At 44.6% G+C, this 25,481-nt stretch carries 22 protein-coding genes; 18 read left to right on the top strand and 4 right to left on the bottom strand.

All coding sequences use genetic code 11. From position 1 onward, the window contains the following. Complete coding sequence (gene sigK / locus LIQ05_RS00110) at positions 1 to 621, bottom strand: RNA polymerase sporulation sigma factor SigK (protein WP_226817831.1); 621 nt, start codon at positions 619 to 621, stop codon at positions 1 to 3. 185 nt (positions 622 to 806) lie between these two features. Between sigK and LIQ05_RS00105 the strand changes: the two genes are divergently transcribed. The 12 genes from LIQ05_RS00105 (at position 807) to thrS (ending at position 17,458) form a co-directional block, all read left to right on the top strand. Further along, positions 807 to 4,400 (top strand): DUF5717 family protein, encoded by a 3,594-nt coding sequence (locus LIQ05_RS00105; RefSeq protein ID WP_226817830.1) that lies wholly within the window; start codon positions 807 to 809, stop codon positions 4,398 to 4,400. A gap of 4 nt (positions 4,401 to 4,404) precedes the next feature. After that, a complete protein-coding gene (locus tag LIQ05_RS00100) occupies positions 4,405 to 5,682 on the top strand; it encodes a DUF5716 family protein (protein ID WP_226817829.1) in 1,278 nt (425 codons plus the stop codon). A gap of 12 nt (positions 5,683 to 5,694) precedes the next feature. Next, positions 5,695 to 6,477, top strand: coding sequence for a hypothetical protein (locus LIQ05_RS00095; RefSeq protein WP_226817828.1), 783 nt, complete (start codon positions 5,695 to 5,697; stop codon positions 6,475 to 6,477). Between the two features lie 134 nt (positions 6,478 to 6,611). Then, the gene (locus LIQ05_RS00090) at positions 6,612 to 7,493 is read left to right on the top strand and encodes an amino acid ABC transporter substrate-binding protein (protein WP_226817827.1); all 882 of its coding nucleotides are present in this window, start codon (positions 6,612 to 6,614) and stop codon (positions 7,491 to 7,493) included. A gap of 247 nt (positions 7,494 to 7,740) precedes the next feature. Continuing rightward, positions 7,741 to 8,391 (top strand): amino acid ABC transporter permease, encoded by a 651-nt coding sequence (locus LIQ05_RS00085; RefSeq protein WP_226817826.1) that lies wholly within the window; start codon positions 7,741 to 7,743, stop codon positions 8,389 to 8,391. Between the two features lie 19 nt (positions 8,392 to 8,410). Continuing rightward, positions 8,411 to 9,103: an amino acid ABC transporter ATP-binding protein gene (locus tag LIQ05_RS00080; protein ID WP_226817825.1), complete on the top strand. Its 693-nt coding sequence runs from the start codon at positions 8,411 to 8,413 to the stop codon at positions 9,101 to 9,103. Between the two features lie 203 nt (positions 9,104 to 9,306). Beyond that, positions 9,307 to 10,740, top strand: coding sequence for an adenylosuccinate lyase (purB, locus tag LIQ05_RS00075; RefSeq protein ID WP_226817824.1), 1,434 nt, complete (start codon positions 9,307 to 9,309; stop codon positions 10,738 to 10,740). A 61-nt stretch (positions 10,741 to 10,801) separates the two neighbouring features. Next, complete coding sequence (locus tag LIQ05_RS00070) at positions 10,802 to 12,082, top strand: adenylosuccinate synthase (protein WP_226817823.1); 1,281 nt, start codon at positions 10,802 to 10,804, stop codon at positions 12,080 to 12,082. A gap of 159 nt (positions 12,083 to 12,241) precedes the next feature. Then, positions 12,242 to 13,063 carry an HAD family hydrolase gene (locus tag LIQ05_RS00065; protein WP_226817822.1) on the top strand — a complete coding sequence of 274 codons (822 nt, stop codon included), beginning with the start codon at positions 12,242 to 12,244 and terminating at the stop codon, positions 13,061 to 13,063. A 591-nt stretch (positions 13,064 to 13,654) separates the two neighbouring features. After that, positions 13,655 to 14,170 carry an SEC-C metal-binding domain-containing protein gene (locus tag LIQ05_RS00060; RefSeq protein WP_226817821.1) on the top strand — a complete coding sequence of 172 codons (516 nt, stop codon included), beginning with the start codon at positions 13,655 to 13,657 and terminating at the stop codon, positions 14,168 to 14,170. Positions 14,171 to 14,377: 207 nt separating this feature from the next. Beyond that, positions 14,378 to 15,124 (top strand): YdcF family protein, encoded by a 747-nt coding sequence (locus LIQ05_RS00055; RefSeq protein WP_226817820.1) that lies wholly within the window; start codon positions 14,378 to 14,380, stop codon positions 15,122 to 15,124. A gap of 399 nt (positions 15,125 to 15,523) precedes the next feature. After that, positions 15,524 to 17,458, top strand: a complete 1,935-nt coding sequence (gene thrS / locus LIQ05_RS00050) for a threonine--tRNA ligase (protein ID WP_226817819.1) — start codon at positions 15,524 to 15,526, stop codon at positions 17,456 to 17,458. Between the two features lie 277 nt (positions 17,459 to 17,735). Here thrS and LIQ05_RS00045 read toward each other — a convergent pair whose 3' ends face one another. Further along, complete coding sequence (locus LIQ05_RS00045; RefSeq protein WP_226817818.1) at positions 17,736 to 18,608, bottom strand: shikimate dehydrogenase; 873 nt, start codon at positions 18,606 to 18,608, stop codon at positions 17,736 to 17,738. A 177-nt stretch (positions 18,609 to 18,785) separates the two neighbouring features. Here LIQ05_RS00045 and aroD point away from each other — a divergent pair, with 177 nt between their 5' ends. The 4 genes from aroD (at position 18,786) to LIQ05_RS00025 (ending at position 22,076) form a co-directional block, all read left to right on the top strand. Then, positions 18,786 to 19,556, top strand: a complete 771-nt coding sequence (aroD, locus tag LIQ05_RS00040; protein WP_226817817.1) for a type I 3-dehydroquinate dehydratase — start codon at positions 18,786 to 18,788, stop codon at positions 19,554 to 19,556. A 329-nt stretch (positions 19,557 to 19,885) separates the two neighbouring features. Further along, complete coding sequence (locus LIQ05_RS00035; RefSeq protein ID WP_226817816.1) at positions 19,886 to 20,731, top strand: sigma-E processing peptidase SpoIIGA; 846 nt, start codon at positions 19,886 to 19,888, stop codon at positions 20,729 to 20,731. Positions 20,732 to 20,745: 14 nt separating this feature from the next. After that, a complete protein-coding gene (gene sigE / locus LIQ05_RS00030; protein ID WP_226817815.1) occupies positions 20,746 to 21,474 on the top strand; it encodes an RNA polymerase sporulation sigma factor SigE in 729 nt (242 codons plus the stop codon). Positions 21,475 to 21,644: 170 nt separating this feature from the next. Continuing rightward, complete coding sequence (locus tag LIQ05_RS00025; protein ID WP_226817814.1) at positions 21,645 to 22,076, top strand: hypothetical protein; 432 nt, start codon at positions 21,645 to 21,647, stop codon at positions 22,074 to 22,076. Positions 22,077 to 22,257: 181 nt separating this feature from the next. On the opposite strand, the gene LIQ05_RS00020 is transcribed toward LIQ05_RS00025, so the two are convergent. Continuing rightward, positions 22,258 to 23,154, bottom strand: a complete 897-nt coding sequence (locus LIQ05_RS00020) for a hypothetical protein (RefSeq protein WP_226817813.1) — start codon at positions 23,152 to 23,154, stop codon at positions 22,258 to 22,260. A 291-nt stretch (positions 23,155 to 23,445) separates the two neighbouring features. Further along, complete coding sequence (locus LIQ05_RS00015; RefSeq protein WP_226817812.1) at positions 23,446 to 23,700, bottom strand: helix-turn-helix domain-containing protein; 255 nt, start codon at positions 23,698 to 23,700, stop codon at positions 23,446 to 23,448. Here LIQ05_RS00015 and LIQ05_RS19795 point away from each other — a divergent pair. Both LIQ05_RS19795 and LIQ05_RS00005 read left to right on the top strand, forming a co-directional pair. Then, entirely contained in the window at positions 23,679 to 24,131 is a 453-nt protein-coding gene (locus LIQ05_RS19795; protein WP_226817811.1) for an Ig-like domain-containing protein, read from the top strand. The two genes, LIQ05_RS00015 and LIQ05_RS19795, sit on opposite strands and share 22 nt — an antisense overlap. Before the next feature lie 14 nt (positions 24,132 to 24,145). After that, complete coding sequence (locus LIQ05_RS00005; RefSeq protein ID WP_226817810.1) at positions 24,146 to 24,946, top strand: transglutaminase domain-containing protein; 801 nt, start codon at positions 24,146 to 24,148, stop codon at positions 24,944 to 24,946. Positions 24,947 to 25,481: the final 535 nt, after the last annotated feature.

Below are 25,481 nucleotides of genomic sequence, written 5' to 3'. Positions count from 1 at the left end.
TTAAGGGAAAAGCGTCCGCAGTTTTTGCAGGGCGTTTTTTTCAATTCTGGAAACGTAGGAACGGCTGATGTGAAGATGCCGGGCTATTTCCCGCTGTGTCTGTTCCCTGCAGCCGAAAAGTCCGAAACGGCAGCAGATTACTTCATATTCTTTGGAAGACAACACCGCTTTCATGGAATCCAGTACATGACAGATATCTTCCCGGGTAGAATATTCCTCCACAACATCTACAGTTGGTCCTTCCATCACATCCAGAAGACGGATCTCATTTCCCTCCTTATCGGTGCCGATAGGCTCATACAGCGATATTTCCCGGGAATGCTTTTTTTGTGAACGGAATAACATAAGCAATTCGTTGTTTATACACTTCCCGGCATAGGTGGACAGCCGTGCTGTCTTGGTGGAATCGAAGGTGGAGATTGCTTTCATAAGTCCGATGGTGCCAATGGAGATCAGATCATCCAGTTCCATATCGGTTCCCTGATATTTTTTTACCACATGGGCAACAAGCCGCAGATTGCGTTCTATGAGAATATTTTTAGCTTCCATATCGCCCCTTTGGTACTGCTGAAGATAATACTGCTCCTCGGCCATTGTCAAAGGTTTCAAAAATGTCTTCAAATCGCTACCTCAAAGGGGATTTCTATATAGTCTATGAAAAATACAGGCTCTAAGTGCCTGGCAATATTCTTTTTCACAATTTACATTGAAATAAATGGGGAAAATCATTATAATAAACACAGAGTCGAAAGAATGTTGCTGTATCCGTACAGCAGAAGAAAACGAAAGACGTAAGGTGAATGATTTTGAAAAAAAAGATCGAACAGCTTTTAAACGGAAAGTTTGAATATGAACAGCCACAGCTTCTTTTTTCCAAGGAGACGATCGCCCTGACCCTGAAGGCAGGGGAGACGAAGAGGGGAGAAGTTTATGTGGGAACAGAGGATAACCAGAAGATCCGCGGTTATGTAACCTCTTCCAGCCGCCGTCTGGTGCCGGGCATGGACCATATTTCCGGGACTACAGTGCGCCTCCCTTTTGGCATAGATACTGTGGGGCTTGCTCCTGGGGACAGTCTGAAGGGATGGCTGTGTTTTACAACAAATGTAGGAGAAGCACGTCTTCCATTTGAAATAGAAATTGAGAAAGAAGAGATCCGCAGCTTTTCCGGTGTTGTGGAAGAACTGGACAGGTTTGTAAGCATCGCGAAGGATGATTTTAAGGAGGCTTTCCGCATTTTTAAGAGAGCAAGCTTCGCAAGAATCCTGGAAAAAGAGGACAAGAAGATCCAGACCCTTTATCAGGGCTTGTCCAGACAGCCAGTGACTTACCAGCATCTGGAAGAGTTTCTCATCGCTGCCGGCAAGAAAGAGAAAGTGACCATCAGTGCCAGAGAGGTAGGCAAGGAATACTATGAACTAAGCGATTCTGTAAAGGAGTCTTTTTATATCCAGAGAAGTGGATGGGGACATCTGCGTCTTGATGTGGAAGCTGTAGGGGACTTCCTTGAAGTTCCCCGAAAGGTTGTTACAGACGAGGACTTTATCGGCAGCCACTATGAAGTGGAATACCTGGTTCACAAAGAAAAGCTTGGAAAGGGGAACCAGTTCGGCAAGATCGTGATCAAAAGCCCTTATCAGGAGCTTGCTTATACCATTGTAGCCTCCACAAGCGGCAAGCTGGATGTGGACATCCATATTGCACAGGAGAAGAGCAAGCTGGAGCTTTTACGGGATTGCCTGGCTTATTTTTGCTATGAGACTGCTGTGGCAAGCTGCCTTCCAGGAAGAGATAACCCGGCGGCAAATGGCTGGATGGATTTTTCCACATGGTGTGCAAGCAGCCACTATACCCTGAACCAGCTGCACCAGACAGGCTGCGATTATCCGGAACATCAGATGTACGAGGCCTTTCTTCTATATATGGAGAATCATCACGAGGATGCCAGGAAGCTTCTGGAGAGCTATCAGGATAAATCCTACACAAGAGACGACCTGGAGTTCGCAGGAATTTACCTGTATCTGTGTACGCTGACCGGTTTATATAAGGATAAGGTTCATGCGTTATCCAGAATCCGCAATTTTTATATGCAAAAAAGTGACAGCTTTGTCCTGCTGTGGATCCTTCTGAAACTGGATCCTGCATACAAGGAGACGCCTTCTAAGGCCTTGTTTGTGCTGGAAGAGCAGTTTGACAAAGGCTGCCGCAGTCCGTTCCTTTATCTGGAAGCGTGGAAGATCATCTGCAAGGATATGACACTTCTTCACAGGCTGAACAGCTTCTGGGGACAGGTGTTCCGTTTCGCTGCAAGAAGAAATCTTCTTACCGGGGAGCTGGTGATGCGCCTTGCATATCTTTCCGGATACGAGAAGGACTATAACGAGAGTATTTATTATGCCATGACAAAGGGGTATGACCAGTATGCTTCTGATGATACCTTAGAGGCGATCTGCAAATATGTGATGAAGGGAAACCCAAGAAAACCGGAATATTTCCCCTGGTTTTCCCTGGCAGTGGAGCATGGACTTCGTCTTACCAGACTTTATGAGTACTATGTGGAGACCATGGATACCTCCAGAAGAATTGAACTTCCCAAGGCGCTTTTGATGTACTTTACGTATAACAGCGATTCCCTGGGAGATTCCAAGCGGGCCTTTATCTACTCCTGTATTATTGCAAATAAGGAGAAGGAGCCGGCGGCATATGAGCGCTATGTTCAGAGCATGCGGGAGTTTGCGAAGAAAAAGCTGGCTGAGGGCAAGATGAACGAGAGCTATGCTGTTTTGTACCAGGAGTTCCTTATGGAACCACGCACAAAGGAAGCGGCTGATTCCATTGCCCAGAAGATGTTTACCCACAGACTTTACTTTGATGACAAAAAGGTCCGTTACGTGATCGTGCGCCATAGCCAGATGGAGCAGGAGGAACTGTATACCTGTGTTCAGGGCGTGGCCTATCCCAGGATTTATACAGAAGATGCTGCCATTCTTTTCCAGGATGAGAAGCAGCGCAGATACAGCGCTACAGTAGATTACAGTCTGAAAAAGACCATGGATGAGGAAAAAGCTGTACGGAAGGTACTGTCCCTTGGTGCGGCAGAGCCGGGGATTCTTCTTCGCTATTGCGAAAGCCACGAATTGGATAAAGACAATCTGGACATTTTCCAGAGGCTGGTAAAATCTGTTGCTTTTTGCCCAGAATACAAGCAGAAGGTGCGCCGCAGGATCCTGGATTATTACGCTGCCCATGTGTATGGGGAAGATCTGGACCAGTACTTAAAACAGATGGATTACCGGGAATATGCCCGGGTGGACAGAGAGAAGCTTCTGGTGGTCCTGATCAGCCGCGGTCTCTTTTCCCAGGCCCAGTCCATTGTGGAAGAGTTCGGATACGAAGGCGTGGATATGCGAAGCCTGTTAAAGCTGGTCAGCCGAATGATCGTGCGCTGCGATATGCTGGAGGATGAGGAGCTTCTGGCCCTGGCTTCCGACGTGTACAGAAATGGATTTTATGATGAAGTGATCCTTACGTATCTGATGAAGTACCGTTTCGGACCTGTGGATGAGATGTTTGCCATCTGGAGGAGTGCAGTGGGCTTTGAACTGGATACCTATGACCTGGAGGAAAAGATCCTTCAGTTACTGATGTTTACTGCGGATTACCGCAAGGAAGGGGAGCATGTGCTGGAATCTTATATCCGCCATTCCGGAAGGGAGTGGATCGTAAGCGGATATCTGACACATGTATCTTATGGTATTTTTGTAAAAGAATATACCATGAGTCCTTTTGTGAAAAACTGTCTGATAAATGCTTATATGCAGAAATGGCCAGTGGATCAGGTGTGCCACCTGGCTTTGTTCAAGGAGCTTTCCAGGGAGAAGAGCAGAAAAGAGGCATTTCTTTCTATAGAGAAGGATCTTCTGAAGCTGTGTATGGAAAAAGGAATGGTATTTTCTTTCTTCCACAGGCTTCCGCCGGAAATCTTAAGCCTGTATCAGATGGATGACAAAACATGTGTGGAATACCATACCAGTCCGGATTCGAAGGTGACGCTTGTATATGCCCTGGATACGGGACTTGGAAGGGCACTGGAGTATAAGACAGAACCACTTAAGAACGTGTATGAGGGGATTTTTACCAGACCATTTACTATGTTTTATGGGGAAACCCTGCATTATTACTTCCTGGAGGAATGTGACGGCCAGAGCAAAAAAACACCAGAGCGTGTACTGAGCATGAGCAAGGCAGAGGGTACACCGTTCAGCAAATACCAGATGCTGAACCAGATCCTGTCTGCAAGAAAGCTGGATAAGCATGGCGAGGTGAAAAAGGGACTGAAGCAGTATCTTCGCCAGGAGCAGTATGTGAAAGAAATGTTTGTCATTACAGAAGAGGACTGAATATATGAACGAAATTCGTGATTTGATCATAGGAATTGATTTTGGAAAGGATTATTCCCAGATCTGCTATTATGACCGGAAGGGGGAGGAACCCTGCTCTGTGTCTATGAAGGTTGGTTCCGAAGAATATGAGGCACCTACCTGCATCTGCAGACGTGGAGAGCACAAAGAATATACCATCGGTCTTGAGGCGGTCTATTTTGCCAGGGAAAAGGGCGGCCAGATGGTGGACGACCTGTACGGGATCTGCAAGAAGGAAGACTGTGTGCAGATCTTAGGGGAGCAGGTGAAGCCATGGGAGCTGCTTCAGGTTTATCTGGAAGGAATGTTGAAATTTCTTGGAGTGGCAGACATTGTAAAAAATACAAAGTGCCTGGTGATCACAAGCCCGGAGTTTGAGGATACCCAGGTAAAAAATATGGAAAAAGCCTGTGAAGCCATTGGTTTCCGCAAGGAGCAGTACATGCTGATGGACCATGGGGAGAGCTTTTATTACTATTCCCTTACCCAGAAAAGAGAGACCTGGAACCGCAGCATTGGCTGGTACTCTTTTGATCAGGATGCGGTAAGCTTTCAGCAGCTTACAATGGACGGAAGCACAAGACCGGTTCTGGTTCGTTTGGAAGAGCCGAAAACTACAGTTCTGCCGTCTCTTACTGCTCCTGAGAAAGAGGGAGAGAAGGCGTTGGAAGCAAGAGATGAGGCTTTTCGTGATTTTGTGAAGGAAACTCTTGGAACCGGACTTTTTTCCAGTATCCAGATCACAGGATATGGATTCAGCCCGGAGTGGGCCAGACTGTCTGCTGGAAGCCTTTGTATGCAGAGAAGAAAGGTTTATTATGGCAATAACCTTTTTGCAAAAGGAGCCTGTGCAGCTGGAAAAGAAAGGCTGGAGGATAAGATCCTGAAAGGTTACCGCTATATGAGTCCTGCACTTGTTCTGAAGGATGTGGGAATGGAGATGCGGGTGATGGGAGCTCCGGCTTATTATCCGCTGATCGAGGCTGGAAAGAACTGGTACGAATGTAAGGCTGGATGCGAGCTGATCCTGGATGATACCACAGAGCTTGTTTTTGTTGTGGGAACCTTTGGAGAGAAGCAGAAAAAGAAGGTGATTATGGGACTGCCAGGATTACCGGAGCGTCCCAATAAGACCACAAGGCTGTCACTGTCTCTTGCCTATGTGTCACAGAAGAAATGCCGGGTTGTAGTAAAAGATCTTGGCTTTGGGGAAATGTTCCCTTCAAGCGGCAAGGTCTGGGACGAACTGGTAGAGTGGTAAAGGAGGCAGAAGATGAGCGGTTATATTTTATGTCAGACAAAGAAGGCAGATAAGCCATTTTTTGTGGAGAGCATCAATACCAATATTTATTCACTGGAGGAGCTTTGCTACTTTTTGTACCACAATCTTTATCTGGTGGATGCCTCTATTATAAATGAAACTCTTTGTACCTGGATCAGCGAAGAGCTGGATCTGCCCAGGCTGGCGGCCAAGCTGCGCCCTCACCTTGGCAAGTTTGCAAGCGCAGAGGATGTGCTGTATCCGGTGTTTAAGGAGATCAATTATCTGACTTATGAGGAATTAAAGAGCTTAAACGTGAAGCTTTCAAAGCTGGACCAGGAGCCAAAGGTTCTTAGGAAAAAGCAAAAGGGAGATGCCCTGGTGAAGAATAAGATGTACGTAAGCGCCATCAAGGTATATCAGCAGCTTCTGAAAAAAGAAGGACTGGATCAGGTGAAGCCAGGGCTGACTATGAGTATCTGGCACAATCTTGGATGTGCGTACAGCTATCTTTTCCAGATGGAGAAGGCTATGGAGTGCTTCTGGGAGGCGTTTCTCACAGAGAGTGATGAGAAAGAGCTGATTTGTTACCTGCTTGCTTACCGCAGTGTGAAGAAGCCGCAGGAGTATGAGGATAGATGGAAGGAACTGAAGGTGTCAGAAGAGGTAAAAAATACGGTGCAAAAGGCACTGGATGAGTTTACACAGAAAAAGGAGGTCAGTATAAAGCCAGGGAAGACCGATGAAATGCTGGAGAAGCTGACTGGAGAGTATCATAGGAGCACAGGTTCATGAAGAACCTGTGCTTTTTTTCAGAAAAATCATGTTGACAGATTCACTTTCATATGCTACCATACAACCATGCTTTAACATGGTAGCGTAAAAACGTACTAAAATGATGAGAATCATAGTTCAGGAGGATATATATTATGAAAAAAAGAATGCTGGCAATTATGATGAGTGTGCTGATGGCAGCAGGTATCTGCTCTGGTGTGACCGTTTATGCAGATGCAGACAGCAAGACACTGACCGTTGGATTTGATGCAGAGTACCCGCCGTTTGGATATATGGACGAAAATGGAGAATATGTTGGTTTTGACCTGGACGTTGCCCAGAAGGTTTGTGATAACCTTGGCTGGGAACTGGTGAAGAAACCGATCAACTGGGATTCCAAGGATATGGAACTGAATTCCGGAAATATTGACTGTATCTGGAATGGATTTACCATCAATGGACGTGAGGATGATTACACCTGGTCAGATCCTTATCTGAACAATGAGCAGGTAATGGTAGTTGCTTCTGATTCCGGAATCGAGACATTGGCGGACCTGGCTGGAAAGAATGTGGTTGTACAGGCTGCTTCCGCAGCACTGGATGCCTTAAACAGCGACGACAATAAAGAGCTGACAGACAGCTTCGGTTCCCTTACTGAGAACCCGGATTACAACACTGCATTTATGAACATTGACTCCGGTGCAGCAGACGCAGTTGCAGTAGATATCGGAGTTGCCAAATACCAGCTGTCTCAGAGAGAAGAGGGCAAATACAAGATCCTGGACGAGCCAATCCAGAGCGAGCAGTATGGCATTGGCTTTGCCAAAGGAAATGAGGAGCTTCGCGATACTGTATGGGCTGAGGTTATGAAGCTGTATGACGAGGGAGAGATTGACAAACTGGCTGAGCAGTACGGTGTGGCTGATATGCTTTGCCTGGGAGATGCAGACAGCGCTGACGCAGCAGAGGAAAATGCAGATGCTGGGGAGACTGCTGATGCAGAAGAAACAGATGCAGCTGAGGACGAGGCTGAATAAATATTAAGAAAATATTTTTGTAAATGGAAGTCAGTTGCTTGGCTTATAAGTGACTGAATTCGATTTAGAACTAACTACTTAGTACATAGAAAAAGCAGAGAAGAGGGTACCTGGCGCACCCTCTTTTCTTAGCGAGAAGGGTGTCTGTTTCCAAAGAAGGAGTTTGTTCCCCGGAATGCAAATTCTGGAATGAAATGCGAAATGTGATCCCTTAGCAATAAGTATCGACAGGAGGAACACAGTAACTATGAGTTTTAGTGTAATGTTAAGCCAGCTTGCAAAGGGAATGACGGTTACCACCGAAATTTTCTTTGTTACCCTTATCTTTTCCCTGCCTCTTGGACTTCTGGTCTGTTGGGGGAAAATGTCCAGGATACCAGTAATCCGGTGGATCGTATCCGCCTATATTTCCGTTATGCGCGGAACTCCTCTGATGCTCCAGCTGATGGTAGTATACTTCGGTCCCTACTTTATCTTCGGAATCCGGATTTCCATGGGTTACAGCCTGATTGCTGTATTTATTGCCTTTACCATCAACTATGCAGCCTATTTTGCAGAAATCTACCGTGGCGGAATCGAGTCTATGCCTGTAGGCCAGTACGAAGCAGCCAGAATCCTCGGCTATTCCAAAGCACAGACCTTCTTCCGCATTATCCTTCCACAGGTATTTAAGAGGATTCTGCCGTCTATTACAAACGAGGTGATCACCCTGGTGAAGGATACGTCATTGGCCTTCGTTGTAGCAGTAGCCGAGATGTTCACCCTGGCCAAACAGATCGCCAGTTCCCAGACTACTATGGTGCCATTCGTAGTAGCGGCTGTATTCTACTATGTATTTAACCTGCTGGTAGCCGTGATCATGGATAAAGTTGAGAAAAAACTGAATTATTATCGTTAAAAGAATGGAGTCATAGACCATGAAATTATTCGAAATGAAACACATAAAGAAAAGCTTCGGAGCCTTAGATGTGCTCCGCGATATTTCTCTGGAAGTAGACCAGGGCGAAGTCCTCAGCATCATCGGCCCCTCCGGTTCCGGTAAGTCTACCCTGCTTCGCTGTGCCACCGGCCTGGAAACTCCAGATAATGGTGAAATCATCAAAAACGGAAAAATCGGTCTGGTTTTTCAGAACTTTAATCTTTTTCCACATTTTTCCGTAATCAAGAATATTGTTGACGCTCCCATCAAAGTCCAGAAACGGGACAAAAAAGAAGTCTATGCCCAGGCAAGAGAACTCCTGAAAAAAATGGGACTCTCCGACAAGGAGAGCTACTATCCCTACCAGCTCTCCGGCGGACAGCAGCAGCGAGTCTCCATCGCCAGAGCCCTGTGCATGAACCCGGATATCCTTTTTTTCGACGAGCCTACTTCGGCTCTGGACCCGGAGCTCACCGGTGAAATTCTGAAAGTCATCAAAGACCTGGCAGCCGAGCACATCACCATGGTGATCGTCACTCACGAAATGAGTTTTGCCCGTGATATCTCTGACCGGATCATCTTCATGGATGACGGCCTGATCGCTGTAGAAGGTACTCCGGAAGAAGTATTTTCCTCTGATCACATAAGAATGAAGGAATTCCTGGGGAAATTCCATCAGGGGCTTGCTTAAAATCCTTGGATGTTATATAATCCCCTTGTATGTGGAAAAAAGGCTGAGGCATCATTCTGTCCTTGGATAGGAATATAAATCCGATTTCAAGGCAGCATTGAACAGATCTCTTCTCCACATTATATTTGTAATCGTTAATTCTGCGGTTACATATAAGTTGCAAAGTGAATTATAAATATTTACTTAGAAACAGGAGAGAAAGAATGAGTACAGACAGATACACAAGCCCTTTGTCTGAGCGCTATGCCAGCAAGGAAATGCAGTACATTTTTTCACAGGATATGAAATTCCGCACCTGGAGAAGACTCTGGATCGCTCTGGCAGAGACTGAGAAGGAGCTCGGACTGAATATCACCCAGGAACAGATCGATGAACTGAAGGCTCACGCAGATGACATTAACTATGATGTTGCCAAGGCCCGTGAGAAGGAAGTACGTCACGATGTTATGTCCCATGTATATGCTTACGGCGTACAGTGTCCGAAAGCAAAGGGAATCATCCACCTGGGGGCGACATCCTGTTATGTAGGAGATAATACAGACATCATTGTTATGACAGAAGCCCTGAAGCTGGTTCAGAAGAAGCTGGTAAATGTAATTGCAGAGCTTTCCAGGTTCGCTGACAAATACAAAAATCAGCCTACCCTTGCATTTACCCATTTCCAGCCTGCACAGCCTACTACAGTTGGCAAGCGTGCTACACTGTGGACACAGGAATTCATGATGGATCTTGAGGATCTGGAATATGTCCTTAGTACCATCAGGCTTCTTGGCTCCAAAGGAACCACAGGTACCCAGGCAAGCTTCCTGGAACTGTTTGAAGGAGACCAGGAGACCATCGATAAGATTGATCCGATGATCGCTGCCAAAATGGGCTTTAAGGAATGCTATCCGGTATCCGGACAGACCTATTCCCGTAAGGTTGATACCCGTGTTGTAAATGTGCTTGCAGGAATCGCAGCAAGTGCACATAAGATGTCAAACGATATCCGCCTTCTTCAGCACCTGAAGGAAGTGGAAGAGCCATTTGAAAAATCCCAGATCGGATCCTCCGCTATGGCGTATAAGAGAAATCCAATGAGAAGTGAGCGTATCGCTTCCCTTTCCAGATATGTAATGGTAGATGCCCTGAATCCGGCAATCACCTCCGCAACCCAGTGGTTTGAGAGAACTCTTGATGATTCCGCCAACAAGCGTCTTTCCGTACCGGAAGGTTTCCTTGCAATCGACGGAATCCTGGATCTGTGCCTGAATGTTGTAGATGGCCTTGTGGTTTATCCGAAGGTTATCGAGAAACACATGATGGCTGAACTTCCATTTATGGCAACTGAGAACATTATGATGGACGCAGTAAAAGCTGGCGGAGACCGTCAGGAGCTTCATGAGCGAATCCGTGAGCTTTCCATGGAAGCAGGCAGGAATGTAAAGGTAGAAGGTAAGGATAACAACCTTCTTGAGCTGATCGCAGCAGATCCTGCATTTAACCTGACCCTGGAAGAGCTTCAGAAGACCATGGATCCGAAGAAATATGTGGGACGTGCCAAAGAGCAGACCGAAGCCTTTATTGCCAAAGTTGTAAATCCGGTTCTGGATTCCCACAAAGAAATGCTTGGAATGACAGCTGAAATTAATGTATGATAAAAGGTTGTTGTTTTCTTTTTTAATGAAATTCAGATCAGACACAGGAGGAATTTGAGTTATGATCAAAGCAGTAGTTGGAGCAAACTGGGGAGATGAAGGTAAGGGTAAAATTACCGACATGCTTGCTGAGAAAGCTGATATTATCGTTAGATTCCAGGGTGGTGCAAATGCAGGACATACCATTGTAAACGACTATGGTAAATTCGCACTTCACACTCTGCCGTCAGGTGTATTTTACGGACACACCACAAGTGTGATCGGCAACGGTGTTGCACTGAATATCCCTGTATTTTTCAAAGAATACAATGAGGTTGTAAGCAAAGGTGTTCCGGCACCGAAGATTCTGATCTCTGACAGAGCACAGATGGTTATGCCGTATCACATTCTGTTTGACCAGTATGAGGAAGAGCGTCTGGGAGGCAAATCCTTCGGTTCTACCAAATCCGGTATCGCACCTTTCTATTCTGACAAATATGCAAAGATCGGTTTTCAGGTAAATGAGCTTTTTGACGAGGATCGCCTGAAGGAGAAACTGGCAAGCGTTTGTGAAACTAAGAACGTTCTTCTTGAGCACTTATACCACAAACCGCTTCTGAACGTTGATGAGCTTTTTGCAGAGCTGATGGAATACAAGAAAATGGTTGCACCATATGTATGCGACGTTTCCCTGTACCTGAATAATGCTTTGAAAGAGGGCAAGGAGATCCTTCTTGAGGGACAGCTTGGAACTTTAAAAGACCCTGACCATGGTATTTACCCAATGGTTACCTCTTCTTCCACACTGGCTGCTTACGGCGCGATCGGAGCTGGTGTACCTCCATATGAAATCCAGAAGATCGTTGTAGTAAGCAAGGCTTATTCCAGTGCTGTAGGTGCTGGCGCATTTGTTTCCGAGATTTTCGGAGAAGAGGCTGACGAGCTTAGAAGACGCGGCGGTGACGGCGGAGAGTACGGCGCTACCACAGGACGTCCGAGACGTATGGGATGGTATGACTGTGTTGCTTCCAAATATGGCTGCCGTCTTCAGGGCGCTACAGATGTAGCATTTACTGTACTTGATGTTCTTGGATATCTGGATGAGATCCCGGTTTGTGTTGCTTACGACATCGACGGAGAGATCACCACAGACTTCCCGACCACAGCCAAACTTGAGAAAGCAAAACCGGTTATCGAGAAGCTTCCAGGATGGAAATGCGATATCCGCGGAATCAAGAACTATGAGGATCTTCCAGAGAACTGCAGAAAATACATCGAGTTCATCGAGGAGAAGATCGGATATCCGATCACCATGGTTTCTAACGGACCAGGAAGAAACGATATTATTTACAGAAATAAATAATTTGGAAAGTGGCGGCTGCATATCAGCTGCTTGTAAGTAAGAATACATTACTGGATACAGAGTGACTGGTAATTGAAATGTGACTGCGCCGGAGGTTCTCTCCGGCGCATGTTGTATCTGGATAATAAAAAGAAAACGAATTTTATAAAGGAATAAAGAATGAAAAATTTGAAACGTGCAGCTGCCATTCTTGGAGTGGTAGTTTTGCTGGCAGTCTGCAGCCTGCCTATGATCTTTGCATTTGGCAGCGGCGACAATGCCCAGGGAAATTTTAAGGCAGCAGTAGGCAGTGTGATCCTGGTGCCTGTGTTGGCCTACGTATTTTTTATGGTCTACAAACTTCTGAAGAAAGAGAATAAGGAGGCAGAGGGTGAAGTGAAAAATATTATTTTTGACGTGGGACAGGTGCTGGTTTCTTATGATTGGGAAAGCTATCTGAAAGAGTTCCATTTCCCGGAAGAGGAGGAGAAGCTGATTGCAGAGAAGGTCTTTAAGAGCCAGATCTGGAATGAGCGCGACCGCGGACTTCTTCCGGAAGAAGAATATCTGAATCAGTTTATCGCAGCACTTCCAGCGGAATATGAGGAAGATGTAAAGCGTGTGATTGACGGATCTGAGAAAACAATTGGAATCAAGGATTATGCAGAGACCTGGACCAGTTACCTGAAAAGTCAGGGCTACCATCTGTATATTCTGTCAAACTACAGCCAATTCATGCTGGATCATACAAGACCAGGTAAAATGCCTTTCCTGAAAAATATGGACGGCGTGATCTTCTCCTGTGAAGTTCAGCAGATCAAGCCGGAGCCTGCTATTTATAAGACACTTCTTTCCAGATTTGGATTAAAGCCAGAGGAGAGCGTCTTCCTGGATGACCGCCCGGAGAACTGCGAGGCAGCAAGGAAGCTTGGCATTTATGCCATTGAATTCCATGATCTGAAGCAGGCAGCTGGCGAGCTTGAGAAACTTGGGGTGAAATAGAAAAATAGGATACTGTTTACAAAAGATACCCTGTTGAATACCTGCTGTGAACAGTAACCAGAATACCTTCTTGCGCATGACGATAGCGGGAGTCTGGTGTAGAAGATTTTCTTTGAAAATGCTTATCGGTTTGTTATGGAAAATGTGAGGTAGAGAGCGAAATCATGTATTGCATGATTTCTGTACATTGAAAAACTTGTAATTGTGAAGGTAAAGGACAATTTCTGTAAAGTGGTATTGGTTATAAAGTAAATAATAACGAAAAAGTCAACGCCCCGGATTCTGCGAGTAATTCAGAATCCGGGGCGTTTCGGGGAGGATATAAGTTAATCTCTCTTATCTTTTGTGCTGTGTTATCATTGAAGGGGGTTCAATGAATTTGTTAGTTCATTTTACTGAACAGTCATAGTATGAACCTGTTCCTGCTTTTTTATACATATGTCACAGAAAAATAGTATGAATTTTATGAAAAATCTGCAAGAAAATTTTGGAGAAAAAATAGGATTTGTGTTTTCCGGCAAAAGATGGTATAATAAATTTCAGCTGTAAAACGGCATAATTACGAAATTTTGTTGAAAAGAGGAATAAGAAATGAGCGATAAGACCATTTTAGAGCAGTGGCGTGCCATTGCCTATGACCAGCAGGCAGACCGTAATAAACTTCAGCAGTTCTGGGCAAGATATTTTAACATTGAAAAGAACATTTATGCACAGCTTCTTGAGAATCCGGACGAAGTAGTTACCGGTACTGTAAAAGAACTGGCAGAGAAATATAATCAGGAAGTACTTACCATGGTTGGTTTCCTTGATGGAATCAATGACAGCCTTAAGATCCAGAACCCGATCGAGACCATGGATGAGAACACTACCGTAAGCCTTTGCTTTGACAAAGAGCTTCTTTACAAGAATATGGTAGATGCTAAGGCTGACTGGCTGTACAATCTTCCACAGTGGGACAAAATCTTCACTCCAGAGAAACGGAAAGAGCTTTATCTTGAGCAGAAGAAATCCGGTACTGTTGTAAAGGCACACAAGATCGGACGTAACGATCCGTGTCCATGCGGAAGCGGAAAGAAATACAAATTCTGCTGTGGTAGAAATAAATAATCGAATGTGAATATAGACCGGGATCTGTTGGATTCCGGCTGAGGGGACGGATTGCAATGGTGGATAACTGCCAGGCAATCCGTTTTGTGTATATTTATAGAAAAAATAGTTGATTTATGAGTTTTATAAGTACGAATCAACTTGCTTTGTATGTAGAATAAGTCAAACACGCAGAGTGGGATTGATTTTAGAAAGAGAGAAGAGAATTTGAGTTTATTTTGTTTTTGTGCCGGGATTTTAAGTCTGGCATATTATGTACTGATCGTGGTATATGCCGGGATCACAGCTGATTTTGCATGGTTCTGGATACTGGTTACTGCAGTTCTGGAGGGGACGGCAGTGCTGATCCGCTATGGCAGAAGTCATCCGGGATTTTTTCCAGGGTGGCTGGGAACTGTAGCTTTTGGGGTGGTACTGGCTGGAATTATTTGTTTTGGATTTCTCTGCAGCCGCATCATTTCCGGAATGAAGACGTCTGCTAAGAAAGATCTGGATTATGTGGTAGTACTTGGTGCCCATGTAAAAGGCGACGTACCATCCAAGGCCCTGGAGCTTCGCCTGAAAGCTGCGCTGAAATATGCCAGGGAGAATGAAAATACTACTTTGATCCTTTCCGGCGGACAGGGCTTCGGGGAGGATATCACGGAAGCTAAATGTATGGAAAATTATCTAACGGCACATGGCATTTCCAGGGAGCGGCTGGTATTGGAAGAGAAGTCCACAAGCACGAAGGAAAATCTGAAATTTTCCGATGGGCTTACCGGATGCAGTAAGAAAAATACGGGAATATTGTCTAATAATTTTCATGTGTACCGGGCAGTAAAAATAGCAGAAAAGGCAGGCTATGAATATCCATATGGAATTGCCGCCGCATCAGATCCCATTATGCAGGTGCATTATGTGGTAAGGGAAGTGGCAGCACTTATAAAGGCGAAGCTCTGCGGGAATATCTGAAGGATAACCGAAATTTTTTATCATCTTTATTTTGCAGATTATTGACAAACCCAGAACCCGAGGCTATAATGGGACACAGTGATAAGAAAACACGTTGACGAGAAGAGTAAACTGTGGAATGTTTCAGAGAGAGGCAGATAGCTGGAAATGCCTTATCAGGAAGCAGTCGAAAACTACCTCTGAGTGGCCCTAATCCGGTCCGGTGATTCCGTTACCATCAAATAAGTGGCCTGGTTTACAGATACGTATGCTATGGCAAGCAGGGTGGAACCGCGAGTATATTCGTCCCTTACAGTGTGAGAGCATTGTAAGGGGCTTTTTTGTATAATATTTCCTCGTCCCTGTGTAGGCAAACGTTATCATACGTTAGTTTCAGAAAAAGAAAAGGAGACACGAATCATGATTATCACATTAAAAGACGGTTCTAAAAAAGAATACGCAGAAGCAAAATCCGTTATCGACATTGCGTCTGATATCAGCGAGGGACTTGCAAGAGTTGCATGTGCAGGAGAGGTTGACGGAGAAGTGGTTGACCTTAGACATGTAGTTGACAAGGACTGTGAGTTAAGCATCCTCACATTCGAGGATGAAGGTGGAAAGGGCGCTTTCCGTCACACCACATCCCACATCATGGCACAGGCCATCAAGAGACTGTACCCGGACGTAAAGCTTGCGATCGGACCATCTATTGCAGACGGATTTTATTATGATATTGACAGCGAGAATCCGATCACCACAGAGGATCTTGCTAAGATCGAAGCAGAGATGAAGAAAGTGGTAAAAGAAGCGCTTCCGATCACCCGGTTCACCAAATCCAGAGAAGAAGCAATCGCATTTTTCAAAGAGAAAAATGAGCCGTACAAAGTAGAGCTTATTGAAGACCTTCCGGAAGATTCCGAGATCAGCTTCTATCAGCAGGGAGAGTTTGTGGATCTTTGTGCAGGACCTCATCTGATGACAACCAAACCGGTAAAAGCATTCAAGCTTACCAGCATTGCTGGCGCTTACTGGAGAGGAAGCGAGAAGAATAAAATGCTCACCAGAATCTACGGAACTTCTTTCACAAAGAAAGCAGATCTGGACGAATATATTACCCGTATGGAAGAGGCTAAGAAACGTGACCACAGAAAACTTGGTAAAGAGCTTGGTCTGTTCATGATGAGTGATGAAGGCCCAGGATTCCCATTCTTCCTTCCTAAGGGAATGGTTCTGAAGAATACTCTTCTTGATTACTGGAGAGAAATCCATCAGAAAGCAGGATATGTTGAGATTTCCACACCGATCATGCTGGCACGTCATCTTTGGGAGACATCCGGACACTGGGATCATTACAAAGAAAATATGTATACAACTGTAATTGACGATCAGGATTTTGCAATCAAGCCAATGAACTGTCCGGGAGGTATTCTTGTATACCAGTCAGAACCACGTTCTTACCGTGATCTGCCCCTTCGTATGGGTGAGCTTGGTCTGGTACATCGTCATGAAAAATCCGGACAGCTTCACGGACTTATGCGTGTACGCTGCTTCACACAGGATGATGCCCATATCTTTATGATGCCGGAGCAGATCCGTGAGGAGATCAAAGGGGTTGCAAAACTGATTGACGAGGTATATCAGCTGTTTGGTTTCAAATATCATGTAGAGCTTTCTACTCGTCCAGAGGATTCCATGGGAAGTGATGAGGACTGGGAGATGGCTACAGACGCTCTTCGCGGAGCTCTTGACGACCTCGGCCTTAACTATGTGGTAAACGAAGGAGACGGAGCATTCTACGGACCGAAGATCGACTTCCATCTTGAGGACTCCATCGGAAGGACCTGGCAGTGCGGTACTATTCAGCTTGACTTCCAGCTTCCGCTTCGTTTTAACTGTGAGTACATCGGAGCTGACGGCGAGAAACATCGTCCGATCATGATCCACCGTGTTGCATTCGGTTCCATTGAGCGTTTCATCGGTATCCTGATCGAGCATTTTGCAGGTGCTTTCCCAACATGGCTTTCTCCTGTGCAGGTTAAAGTCCTTCCGATTTCTGATAAATATATGGACTATGCAAATAAGGTCCTGGATGAGCTGAAAGAGGCTGGCATCCGTGTAGAAATCGATACCCGTGCAGAGAAGATCGGTTACAAGATCCGAGAGGCAAGACTTCAGAAGATTCCTTATATGCTGGTTGTTGGTGCGAAGGAAGAGGAAGAGGGCAAGGTTTCTGTAAGAAGCCGTTTCCTTGGAGACGAAGGTGCAAAGAATCTTGGGGAGTTCATTGCTTCTATCAAGGCTGAGATCAAGAGTAGAGAGAACCGTAAAGTAGAGGTTCAGGAAGAGAAAAAATAATCGGGACGTGTTGGCAATTGCCAGAACGTTTTGAAATGAAAAAATGGGAAAGTGATTTCCATAAAAGAGGCGCTGCTGTGAGATGCGGCGCCTTTCTTGAAAAAATTTATAAAATATTAATGAAAATCCATGTAAAAACAACAAAATGTTAATATTGTTATAATGTATAACGAAAGAATTGCATACTCCCAATATATGAAAACGTCAGCCGCACAAAACAAGAAACCTGCTGAGTTAAATGGCTGGGTCTGCAGGGAGGAGATACAGTATGCTTTTTCTATGACGCAGAGAAATATTTTGCCTTAATCTCTTCCAATGGCATCTCTTTTCCCGTCCACAGACGGAATGCTTCAGCTCCCTGATAGAGTAGCATATACATACCGTTGAAGGTGCGGCATCCAGCTTCCCTTGCTTCTCTCAGGAAGCGTGTCTCCCGGGGATTGTAGATCACATCTGACACGATCAGATCCGGACGATAGAGGCTGGTATCTTCAATAATAGTACCTTCCGTAGTAGGCGCCATTCCAACAGAAGTGGCATTAAGAAGAAGGGTGCTTTCAGAAATAGCCTGTGCCAGAGCTTTTTTATTCTTGTTTTCATGAAGAACAGCCTGGCAGGGAAGGGTGGCGTTGATATTTTCCACCAGTTTCTGTGTGCGCTCCCAGAAACGGCTGGTTTCCCGGGCAAAAATGTGGATCTTTTTTACCCCGTCCAGTGCAGCCTGTGCACAGATGGCAGTAGCAGCGCCGCCGGCACCCATGACGGTGATGGTCTTACCTGTGATATTGTATCCGGCATCTTTTACAGCCTGCATATAGCCCACACCGTCTGTATTGTATCCGGTCAGGTGCCCGCTATCATTGACAACGGTGTTCACAGCACCGATCAGCCTGGCAGCTGGGGAAAGCTCATCCAGAAGCTCTACGATTTTATTTTTGTTTGGCATAGTAAGGTTGAAACCGCGGATGCCACAGGTTTTCAGTCCTGTGACAGCTGCCTCCAGATTTTCCTCATTTACATCAAAGCAAAGATACGTGTAATCAAGATCAAGAAGATGGAAAGCTTCATTGTGCATAAGGGGGGAAATGCTGTGTGCCACCGGACTTCCAAGAAGTGCGGTAAGCTGTGTGTGACCGGTAATTGGAATCATAAGGTACCTCCTGAGGTTTCTATTATTGTGAAAGTTCAGGACAATTACCATAACTGAGCTAGGTTGGCATGAACAGCCATAAGGTATTGGAACGTGAACTTTCATTTAGTTTAAAACTGGAAATCATTAAAGCGTTATTATGTATATATTATTCTATGCGAAAGGAGATGTCAAGAAATGACAAAACCCATTCAGATAAAGAATTTAACAATTGGCTCCGGAATCCCGAAAATTTGTGTTCCTTTGACCGGAACCACCAGGGAAAAAATTTGCCAGGAAGCGGAGGCGGCTAAAAAAGCGGCAGCAGATCTGGTGGAATGGCGTGCAGATTTTTTTCAGGGACTGCTTGACTTAGATGCCTGCCAGAATGTGCTTGAAGCACTGGCTGAAATTCTTGGAGAAACGCCATTGCTTTTTACCATAAGGACTAGTGAAGAAGGCGGAAATATTTCCATTTCCCTGGAGAATTACGCTACGTGCTACATAAATGCAGCAAAGAGCAAAAAGGCGGATCTGGTAGATGTGGAAGTAATGGGAAATACAGAGGAGAAGAAAAAACTGGTTGCAGAGCTTCAAAAAGAAGGGGTCAAAGTAATCGCTTCTTCCCACGATTTTGACAAAACAGACAGCAAGGAGGTGCTTCTGAACCGGTTCCGGGAGATGGAAAAATCCGGTGCTGATATTTTGAAAATGGCAGTTATGCCAAAAGGTTTTGAAGATGTGGCAGCCATCATGGAAGCTACCAACGCCATGCGTCAGGAGTGTGAAAAACCGCTGGTATCCATGGCCATGGGAAGCATTGGTTCCATTACCCGTATTTCCGGAGAAAACTTTGGTTCCAGCATTACCTTCGGAACGGTAGGCACTGCTTCCGCACCGGGACAGTTTCCAATTGGAGAGCTGAGAAGCCTTCTGGATGCTTTGCATAAGAAGAATGAGGAAGACTGATCAATGTACAGAAATATACTCTTTAATTTTGCATAATGTATTATAAAAATGAAAATGCTGTGCAGTATGAGGAAGTATTAAGAAATCTATATTTCATAGATGATTTCTTACTGGTTGTAAGAAATAGCAATCATAATATATTGTAATAGAAGAAAATAACGAAAAATGACAGATCATGCTGTCGATTAGGGACGAGAAATTCTGAAGGTTTCCCGTCCCTTTTTGACAAAATCTGCGCCCCCTGTGACCGTATAATGGGTTCACTTACCAAAGTGAAGGATTGCCGTTGCTGTAAAAGGCAACGGATGACAGGCCACAGGGGGCTTTTTATGTATTATGACGTATACATAGACATCGTCTTTCTGACGAATCTCTTAATGGATTACCTTCTTCTTCGCATTGTGGGAAAGCTTTTCCTGCGAAAAAGAAACCGTGGAAGGATTTTGCTGGCGGCAGCCATTGGCGCTCTGTTTTCCTGCCTCATCTTATATGTACTGCCGGATGGGATTTTTCCTGTGAAGGTGCTTTTGCATGGAGGGTGCGCCTGGATCATGCTGGTGCTTGGACTGGATCTTAAGAAAAACGGACTGGTGATGAAAGCATTGGTGTCCGTTTATCTGATGGCTTTTTTTATGGGAGGACTTATGGAAGCAGCTCCTATAAAAAATATGACGCTGATCCGGTTCCTGGTGATGGCACTTGGAGCCTATATGGGGCTTGATGTACTGATCTATCTCAGCGATTCTTTTCGAGCCAGATGGAAAAATATTTATCCGGTCACCTTGTCCTACCAGGGCAATGTACAACAGTTTTTCGGGCTTTTGGACACAGGAAATCTGCTTGTAGACCCGATGAACCAGAAAGAGGTTTTTGTCATAAAACCTGAGGTTTTGGAAGCGGTGATGCCAGAAGAAAAGGCAGACAGACTAAGGCACCTTAAGGAGAACCCAGGGGAGCTGGAAGGTACAGAGCTTACTGACCTGCACCCGCACTTTTTACCCTATCAGACCATTGGGGAGGAGGGCGTGATGCTGGCAGTGGTGTTAGAGGACCTTTGTATTCACACTCCCAGGGAGGTGATTCATGTCGCAAATCCGGTGCTGGCGCTGGCTGTGGAACCCTCTGCTTTGGGAAAAGAGTACCAGGTACTGTTAAATTCCAGAATATTGCATTAGGAGGGGACGCATCTATGAACAGATCAGCAAGTGCAGCTTATTATCCATTTCAGGTAATGCCAAGATTTCTGCTTGGCAGACAGGGGGATGTTTATTATATTGGCGGAAGCGACATTTTACCGCCGCCGTTGGAATCCCAGAGAGAAGCGGGGATTCTTGAGAAGCTTGGAACTTCTGAGGAAAAAGAGGCAAAATCCATTCTGATCGAACACAATCTCAGACTGGTAGTTTATATTGCCAAGAAGTTTGATAATACAGGCGTGAGTGTGGAGGATCTGATTTCCATTGGCACCATCGGGCTGATCAAGGCCATCAATACCTTTAATCCGGTGAAAAATATTAAGCTGGCAACTTATGCGTCCCGGTGTATTGAAAATGAGATCCTGATGTATCTCAGACGAAACAGCAAGACGAAGATGGAGGTTTCCATAGACGAACCGCTGAATGTGGACTGGGATGGAAATGAGCTTCTTCTTTCAGACATTCTGGGAACAGATGATGACGTGATCTCCAGGCGGCTGGAGGATGAAGTAGAGATCAAGCTTCTGGGAAAAGCAATTTCCAAACTTTCTCCAAGGGAGCAGACCATCATCAAGCTGCGCTTCGGGCTTGGAAGACAGGAGGGACGGGAGAAAACACAGAAGGAAGTAGCGGACCTTCTGGGAATTTCCCAGTCCTATATTTCCAGGCTGGAAAAGCGGATCATGAAGAGGCTGAAAAAAGAGATTGTGAAGTATGAATGATGGATGACTTAGGAAAAAAGATGGCTGTAAGTTCTGCTTAAATGGGGCATATAGCCAGGAATGCAAAATTTAAGTGCATCCTGGAATAATAATGGCAAAATTGGAAATTCTACAATAGCATAGAGAAGCACAGATAAAGAAAAAGGTTTTTCAGCAAAGGAGAATTGCTAATGAATGCCAATGTAGAATTTTTAAACTATGTATATCAGAATTCCCAGATGGGCGTGGATACCCTGGAGCAGCTGCTGGAGATCACGGAGGATGAGAAGCTTCAGTCTTATCTTGAAAAACAGCTTACAGGATACCGTAAATTTCACAATGAAGCCCGGGACATCCTGAACCGAAATGGATATGATGAGAAAGGCCTTGGCACCTTTGAAAAAATCCGCACTTACCTGATGGTGAATCTCCAGACTATGGCTGACGCCTCCACCTCCCACATTGCCAAAATGCTGATCCAAGGCAGCAGCATGGGAATCACCGAAGCCGTGAAAAAACTGCATCAGTACGAAAATGATGTGGAAAAAGACATCAAAAAGCTGATGGAGCGGCTGCAGGAATTTGAAGAGGAAAATGTGGAGAAACTGAAGGAGTTTCTGTAAGAAATAAGATGGCGGGGATAAAGGTCCTTCCAGACGAGGGAAGAATTTATCCCCGCCGCTTTTGTACAAGAATATTACACAACTATAATTAGTCAAGAGTTGGTGGCTGAAAAATTTCTTTAAGATAATCTTCTGCCTGACCTTTGGAAGGGGTAACATTTTGGGGTAAAGCTTGCATAGGTTAAGAGTCTTTATTTGGAGACGGGGCTGTCTCGGATGCGCCATATTTGTCAAGATATTCCTGGGCCTGGCTTTCAGAAAGCTGAAATTTAGTCATTAGCCTTTGTAAAATGTCATCTGAAGGGAGGTTAAAGTCCAAACACATTTCAATGGTCGCTTGGATTTTACCTTCCTCAAACGCTTCTTCACGAAACATCCGCATTGTTTTTTCTTCGTCATATTCATAAATACTCATAGCTTTCGCCTCCGCTCGGTTCTTTAGTAGAAAATCCCGTAAGATATTTTCCTGAATGCATTCGGTGATTGCTTTCTCAACAGCGTCAGAAAGTGGCAGTTCAGCAGAATAGATGCGAATGCGTGCAACATATTCAGAGTAATCTCTGAGAGTATGGCAGGCATCCATTAATTTCTGGTTGTGTCCTTTATTAATATTCAACATAATGGCCTTAAGCTCCAGTGCTGGTTCATCGGTGGCAGGACAGAAGAGACTTGACAGAAGATATTCTGTCCGGTCAGGCTGCGCTGCGGATCCATTATAAAAAATAACAAAGGAAGGCTGCGGAATCTGTACTTTAGCAGAACTATACAGGTTCATGTCTCTCGTGTAGGATGAATAAATATCTGTTATGTACATGAGAAAACGTAAAGGCAGATTGGGATTCACCGTGGATTGCTGCTCATAAAGGGCCAGGCGCATATCAATGATAAAGGAGAGGTCGTTCTTTATTGTCATGTAGATTGCGTTATCCAGTGTGGTGATGGTGAGCATTTCGGGATTTTCGTAGCTGGTTCCATTGATTGCATTGTAAAGTTTCAGTAACTCTGACTTGTCATTGAAGATCATCTTGTAAAGCCTGTCCTTATAGATTCGGTTCACAGGTAAAGGAATGTTGTTCATAAAAGACCTCCTTATAAAGATGGTGGAAGGCCTCTTATAAGATCTCCTGTGTTCTGATCAGAAACCTTCCTGCTGTTATATGGGAAAAGCATGAGATTTCTGAAGTGGCAGAGCGCCGAGGATACCAGAGATGATATCAAATAGACTTACTGAAATGAAATGCTTTGTTATAGTATAGTACAGCCTGGGCTATTTTGCAAGAAAAAGAGTTCGACAGGATTCGACAAATAACCTGTATAAAATAACAAATCCGTAACGGACATCCTAAAAAGGAAAACAGTTACGGATTTGTTATTTTCTTCGGGAAGTGTCAGAGGGCAGGGGGATTTTCCTGTTGGTAAATCCGAGGATATAGTCCGCAGAAACCTGATAGTACTTGCACAGAGCAACCAGATAACGGATCGGCATCTCATTGGCACCGCGCTCGTAACGGGCGTACATGGTCTGAGAAGTACCAAGGTATTCTGCAATCTGAGTCTGCGTCTTATCTGCATCCTCCCGCCACTGGCTCCCTGCCAGTCCAGGTGAAAAAGTCTGTTTCCGCAAAATCCCTGATCGCAGGCATGAAGTTCGGTGACAGCATTTCTTCCTTAAAAACAAGCAACGCCAAAGTGGCAGCAGTCAATAATAAGACTTTCAAGATCACAGCAAAGAAGGCAGGTAAAGCAACTATTACCGTAACTATGAAGAGCGGTGCTTCTGCAAAAGTGACAGTGACGGTAAAGAACAGCAAGATTGCCACCACTAAGATCACAGGAGTCCAGAAAACAGTAACTCTGAAAAAAGGAAAAAAACTTACTTTAAAACCGGTCTTGAATCCGATTACCAGCAGTGATAAACTAACTTATACCAGTTCCAATAAGAAGATTGCAACGGTAACTTCAAAAGGCGTGGTCAAAGCTATGAAAAAAGGAAAAGCCACCATTAAAGTAAAAGCCGGAAAGAAAACGGTGACTTGCAAGGTGGTGGTCAAATAAGGAGGAAAGAGAAAATGAAAAGAACCTGGATTTTGATCGCAGCGTTATTGGCTGTGCTTTTGCTGCCGGTTCATGTGCGTGCAGAAGAGACTCAACGGAAAACGTATACGGTACAAAATGGTCGTCTATGTGATGAGACTGGAAAGACTTTTTATGGCTGGAGAGTAGAGAATGGGAAAAAATTCTATTATGCCGGTGGGAAAAAGTGTACTGGATGGAAGAAAATAGGAAAGCTATATTATTATTTTGATAGGAAGAACGGGCTTGCGAAAAACAAAATTGTGGGTTCTAAGAAAAAAGGCTATTACTATGTAGACAAGAATGGGATCAGGGTAACCAACAAAGAAGTAAAACAGGCTGTGAATTTTGTGGTAAAGAATTCCGATCCAAAAGCCAGCAGCCGCCAACGTTTAAAACAATGCTTTAAGGCCTTATGCAAATATCCATATTTTGGCAGATATTATAAGGTAAGTGCATCTAAAATGCCTTCGTTTGCAAAAAGTATGTTCTCGTCCAAGCGAGGGGATTGTTATTATTATGGAGCGGCAATGGCGTATATTGCAAGAGTCCTTGGCTATGAAAGCCGTGTGGCCGGAGGGGGAGTTACTGCTCGCGGAGCCGGCTATCCGTTGTCAGAGCATGGATGGTGTGAAGTACGGATTGGTTCTTCATGGCGGATGATTGATTGCAGTATGCAGAGAGCACATACTAATAAGAACCTGTTTCTGGTAAAAAGATCCAGCTATCCATTCCGGCTTCGCTACGATCAGGTATATACAATGCAGATAAAAAATGGAAAACTGACCTGGAAATAGGACTTTTTTATCTGAAAAAATGTTGGATAGTAAGTTACACAAAAAAATATCAACTTTTTTGTAAAAAGTGCTTGACGATTCCTTGCGGCAGTGGTATTATAAATAAGCTGTCGCAAGGAATTGCTTCTGAAATGCTGAAAAATAAATTAGTTTTCAGAAAATTCAAATTAACTGTTGACAATCGACTGAACTTATGGTAAAGTAATCAAGTCGCTTGAACAGAACGACAGAAACAAACAACTTTAGATACGGTCTGAAAGATCTCAAAAACTTTTGAAAAAAGTGCTTGACAAGATCAGGAAGATATGATAAAGTAAATAAGCTGTCGCAAAGAGCTGACAGCGAACAACCTTGATAACTAAACAGTGAAACACATACGATTCTCGAAAATTTCTTTATACAATTCATTTTCGAATGAAACTTTTAAAAACAGTAATGACGAGAGATAACTAAGCTAGTTAGTTGTCTTGAGTACATCAAACACTTTATCAGAGAGTTTGATCCTGGCTCAGGATGAACGCTGGCGGCGTGCTTA

Source organism: Blautia glucerasea (assembly GCF_020537505.1).
Classification (GTDB): Bacteria; Bacillota; Clostridia; order Lachnospirales; family Lachnospiraceae; genus Blautia_A.
Note: the sequence above shows the minus strand (reverse complement) of the source record. Positions and strands in the feature narration are given on the sequence as shown.

Bases quoted from the DNA above. Each gene is read 5' to 3' on its own strand.
- purB (WP_226817824.1), top strand. From the start codon at position 9,307: ATGAGTACAGACAGATACACAAGCCCTTTGTCTGAGCGCTATGCCAGC.
- LIQ05_RS00065 (WP_226817822.1), top strand. From the start codon at position 12,242: ATGAAAAATTTGAAACGTGCAGCTGCCATTCTTGGAGTGGTAGTTTTG.
- LIQ05_RS00060 (WP_226817821.1), top strand. From the start codon at position 13,655: ATGAGCGATAAGACCATTTTAGAGCAGTGGCGTGCCATTGCCTATGAC.
- LIQ05_RS00095 (WP_226817828.1), top strand. From the start codon at position 5,695: ATGAGCGGTTATATTTTATGTCAGACAAAGAAGGCAGATAAGCCATTT.
- thrS (WP_226817819.1), top strand. From the start codon at position 15,524: ATGATTATCACATTAAAAGACGGTTCTAAAAAAGAATACGCAGAAGCA.
- LIQ05_RS00025 (WP_226817814.1), top strand. From the start codon at position 21,645: ATGAATGCCAATGTAGAATTTTTAAACTATGTATATCAGAATTCCCAG.
- sigE (WP_226817815.1), top strand. From the start codon at position 20,746: ATGAACAGATCAGCAAGTGCAGCTTATTATCCATTTCAGGTAATGCCA.
- LIQ05_RS00020 (WP_226817813.1), bottom strand. From the start codon at position 23,154: ATGAACAACATTCCTTTACCTGTGAACCGAATCTATAAGGACAGGCTT.
- LIQ05_RS00005 (WP_226817810.1), top strand. From the start codon at position 24,146: ATGAAAAGAACCTGGATTTTGATCGCAGCGTTATTGGCTGTGCTTTTG.
- aroD (WP_226817817.1), top strand. From the start codon at position 18,786: ATGACAAAACCCATTCAGATAAAGAATTTAACAATTGGCTCCGGAATC.
- LIQ05_RS00100 (WP_226817829.1), top strand. From the start codon at position 4,405: ATGAACGAAATTCGTGATTTGATCATAGGAATTGATTTTGGAAAGGAT.
- LIQ05_RS00045 (WP_226817818.1), bottom strand. From the start codon at position 18,608: ATGATTCCAATTACCGGTCACACACAGCTTACCGCACTTCTTGGAAGT.
- LIQ05_RS00080 (WP_226817825.1), top strand. From the start codon at position 8,411: ATGAAATTATTCGAAATGAAACACATAAAGAAAAGCTTCGGAGCCTTA.
- LIQ05_RS00035 (WP_226817816.1), top strand. From the start codon at position 19,886: ATGTATTATGACGTATACATAGACATCGTCTTTCTGACGAATCTCTTA.
- LIQ05_RS00085 (WP_226817826.1), top strand. From the start codon at position 7,741: ATGAGTTTTAGTGTAATGTTAAGCCAGCTTGCAAAGGGAATGACGGTT.
- LIQ05_RS00070 (WP_226817823.1), top strand. From the start codon at position 10,802: ATGATCAAAGCAGTAGTTGGAGCAAACTGGGGAGATGAAGGTAAGGGT.
- LIQ05_RS00090 (WP_226817827.1), top strand. From the start codon at position 6,612: ATGAAAAAAAGAATGCTGGCAATTATGATGAGTGTGCTGATGGCAGCA.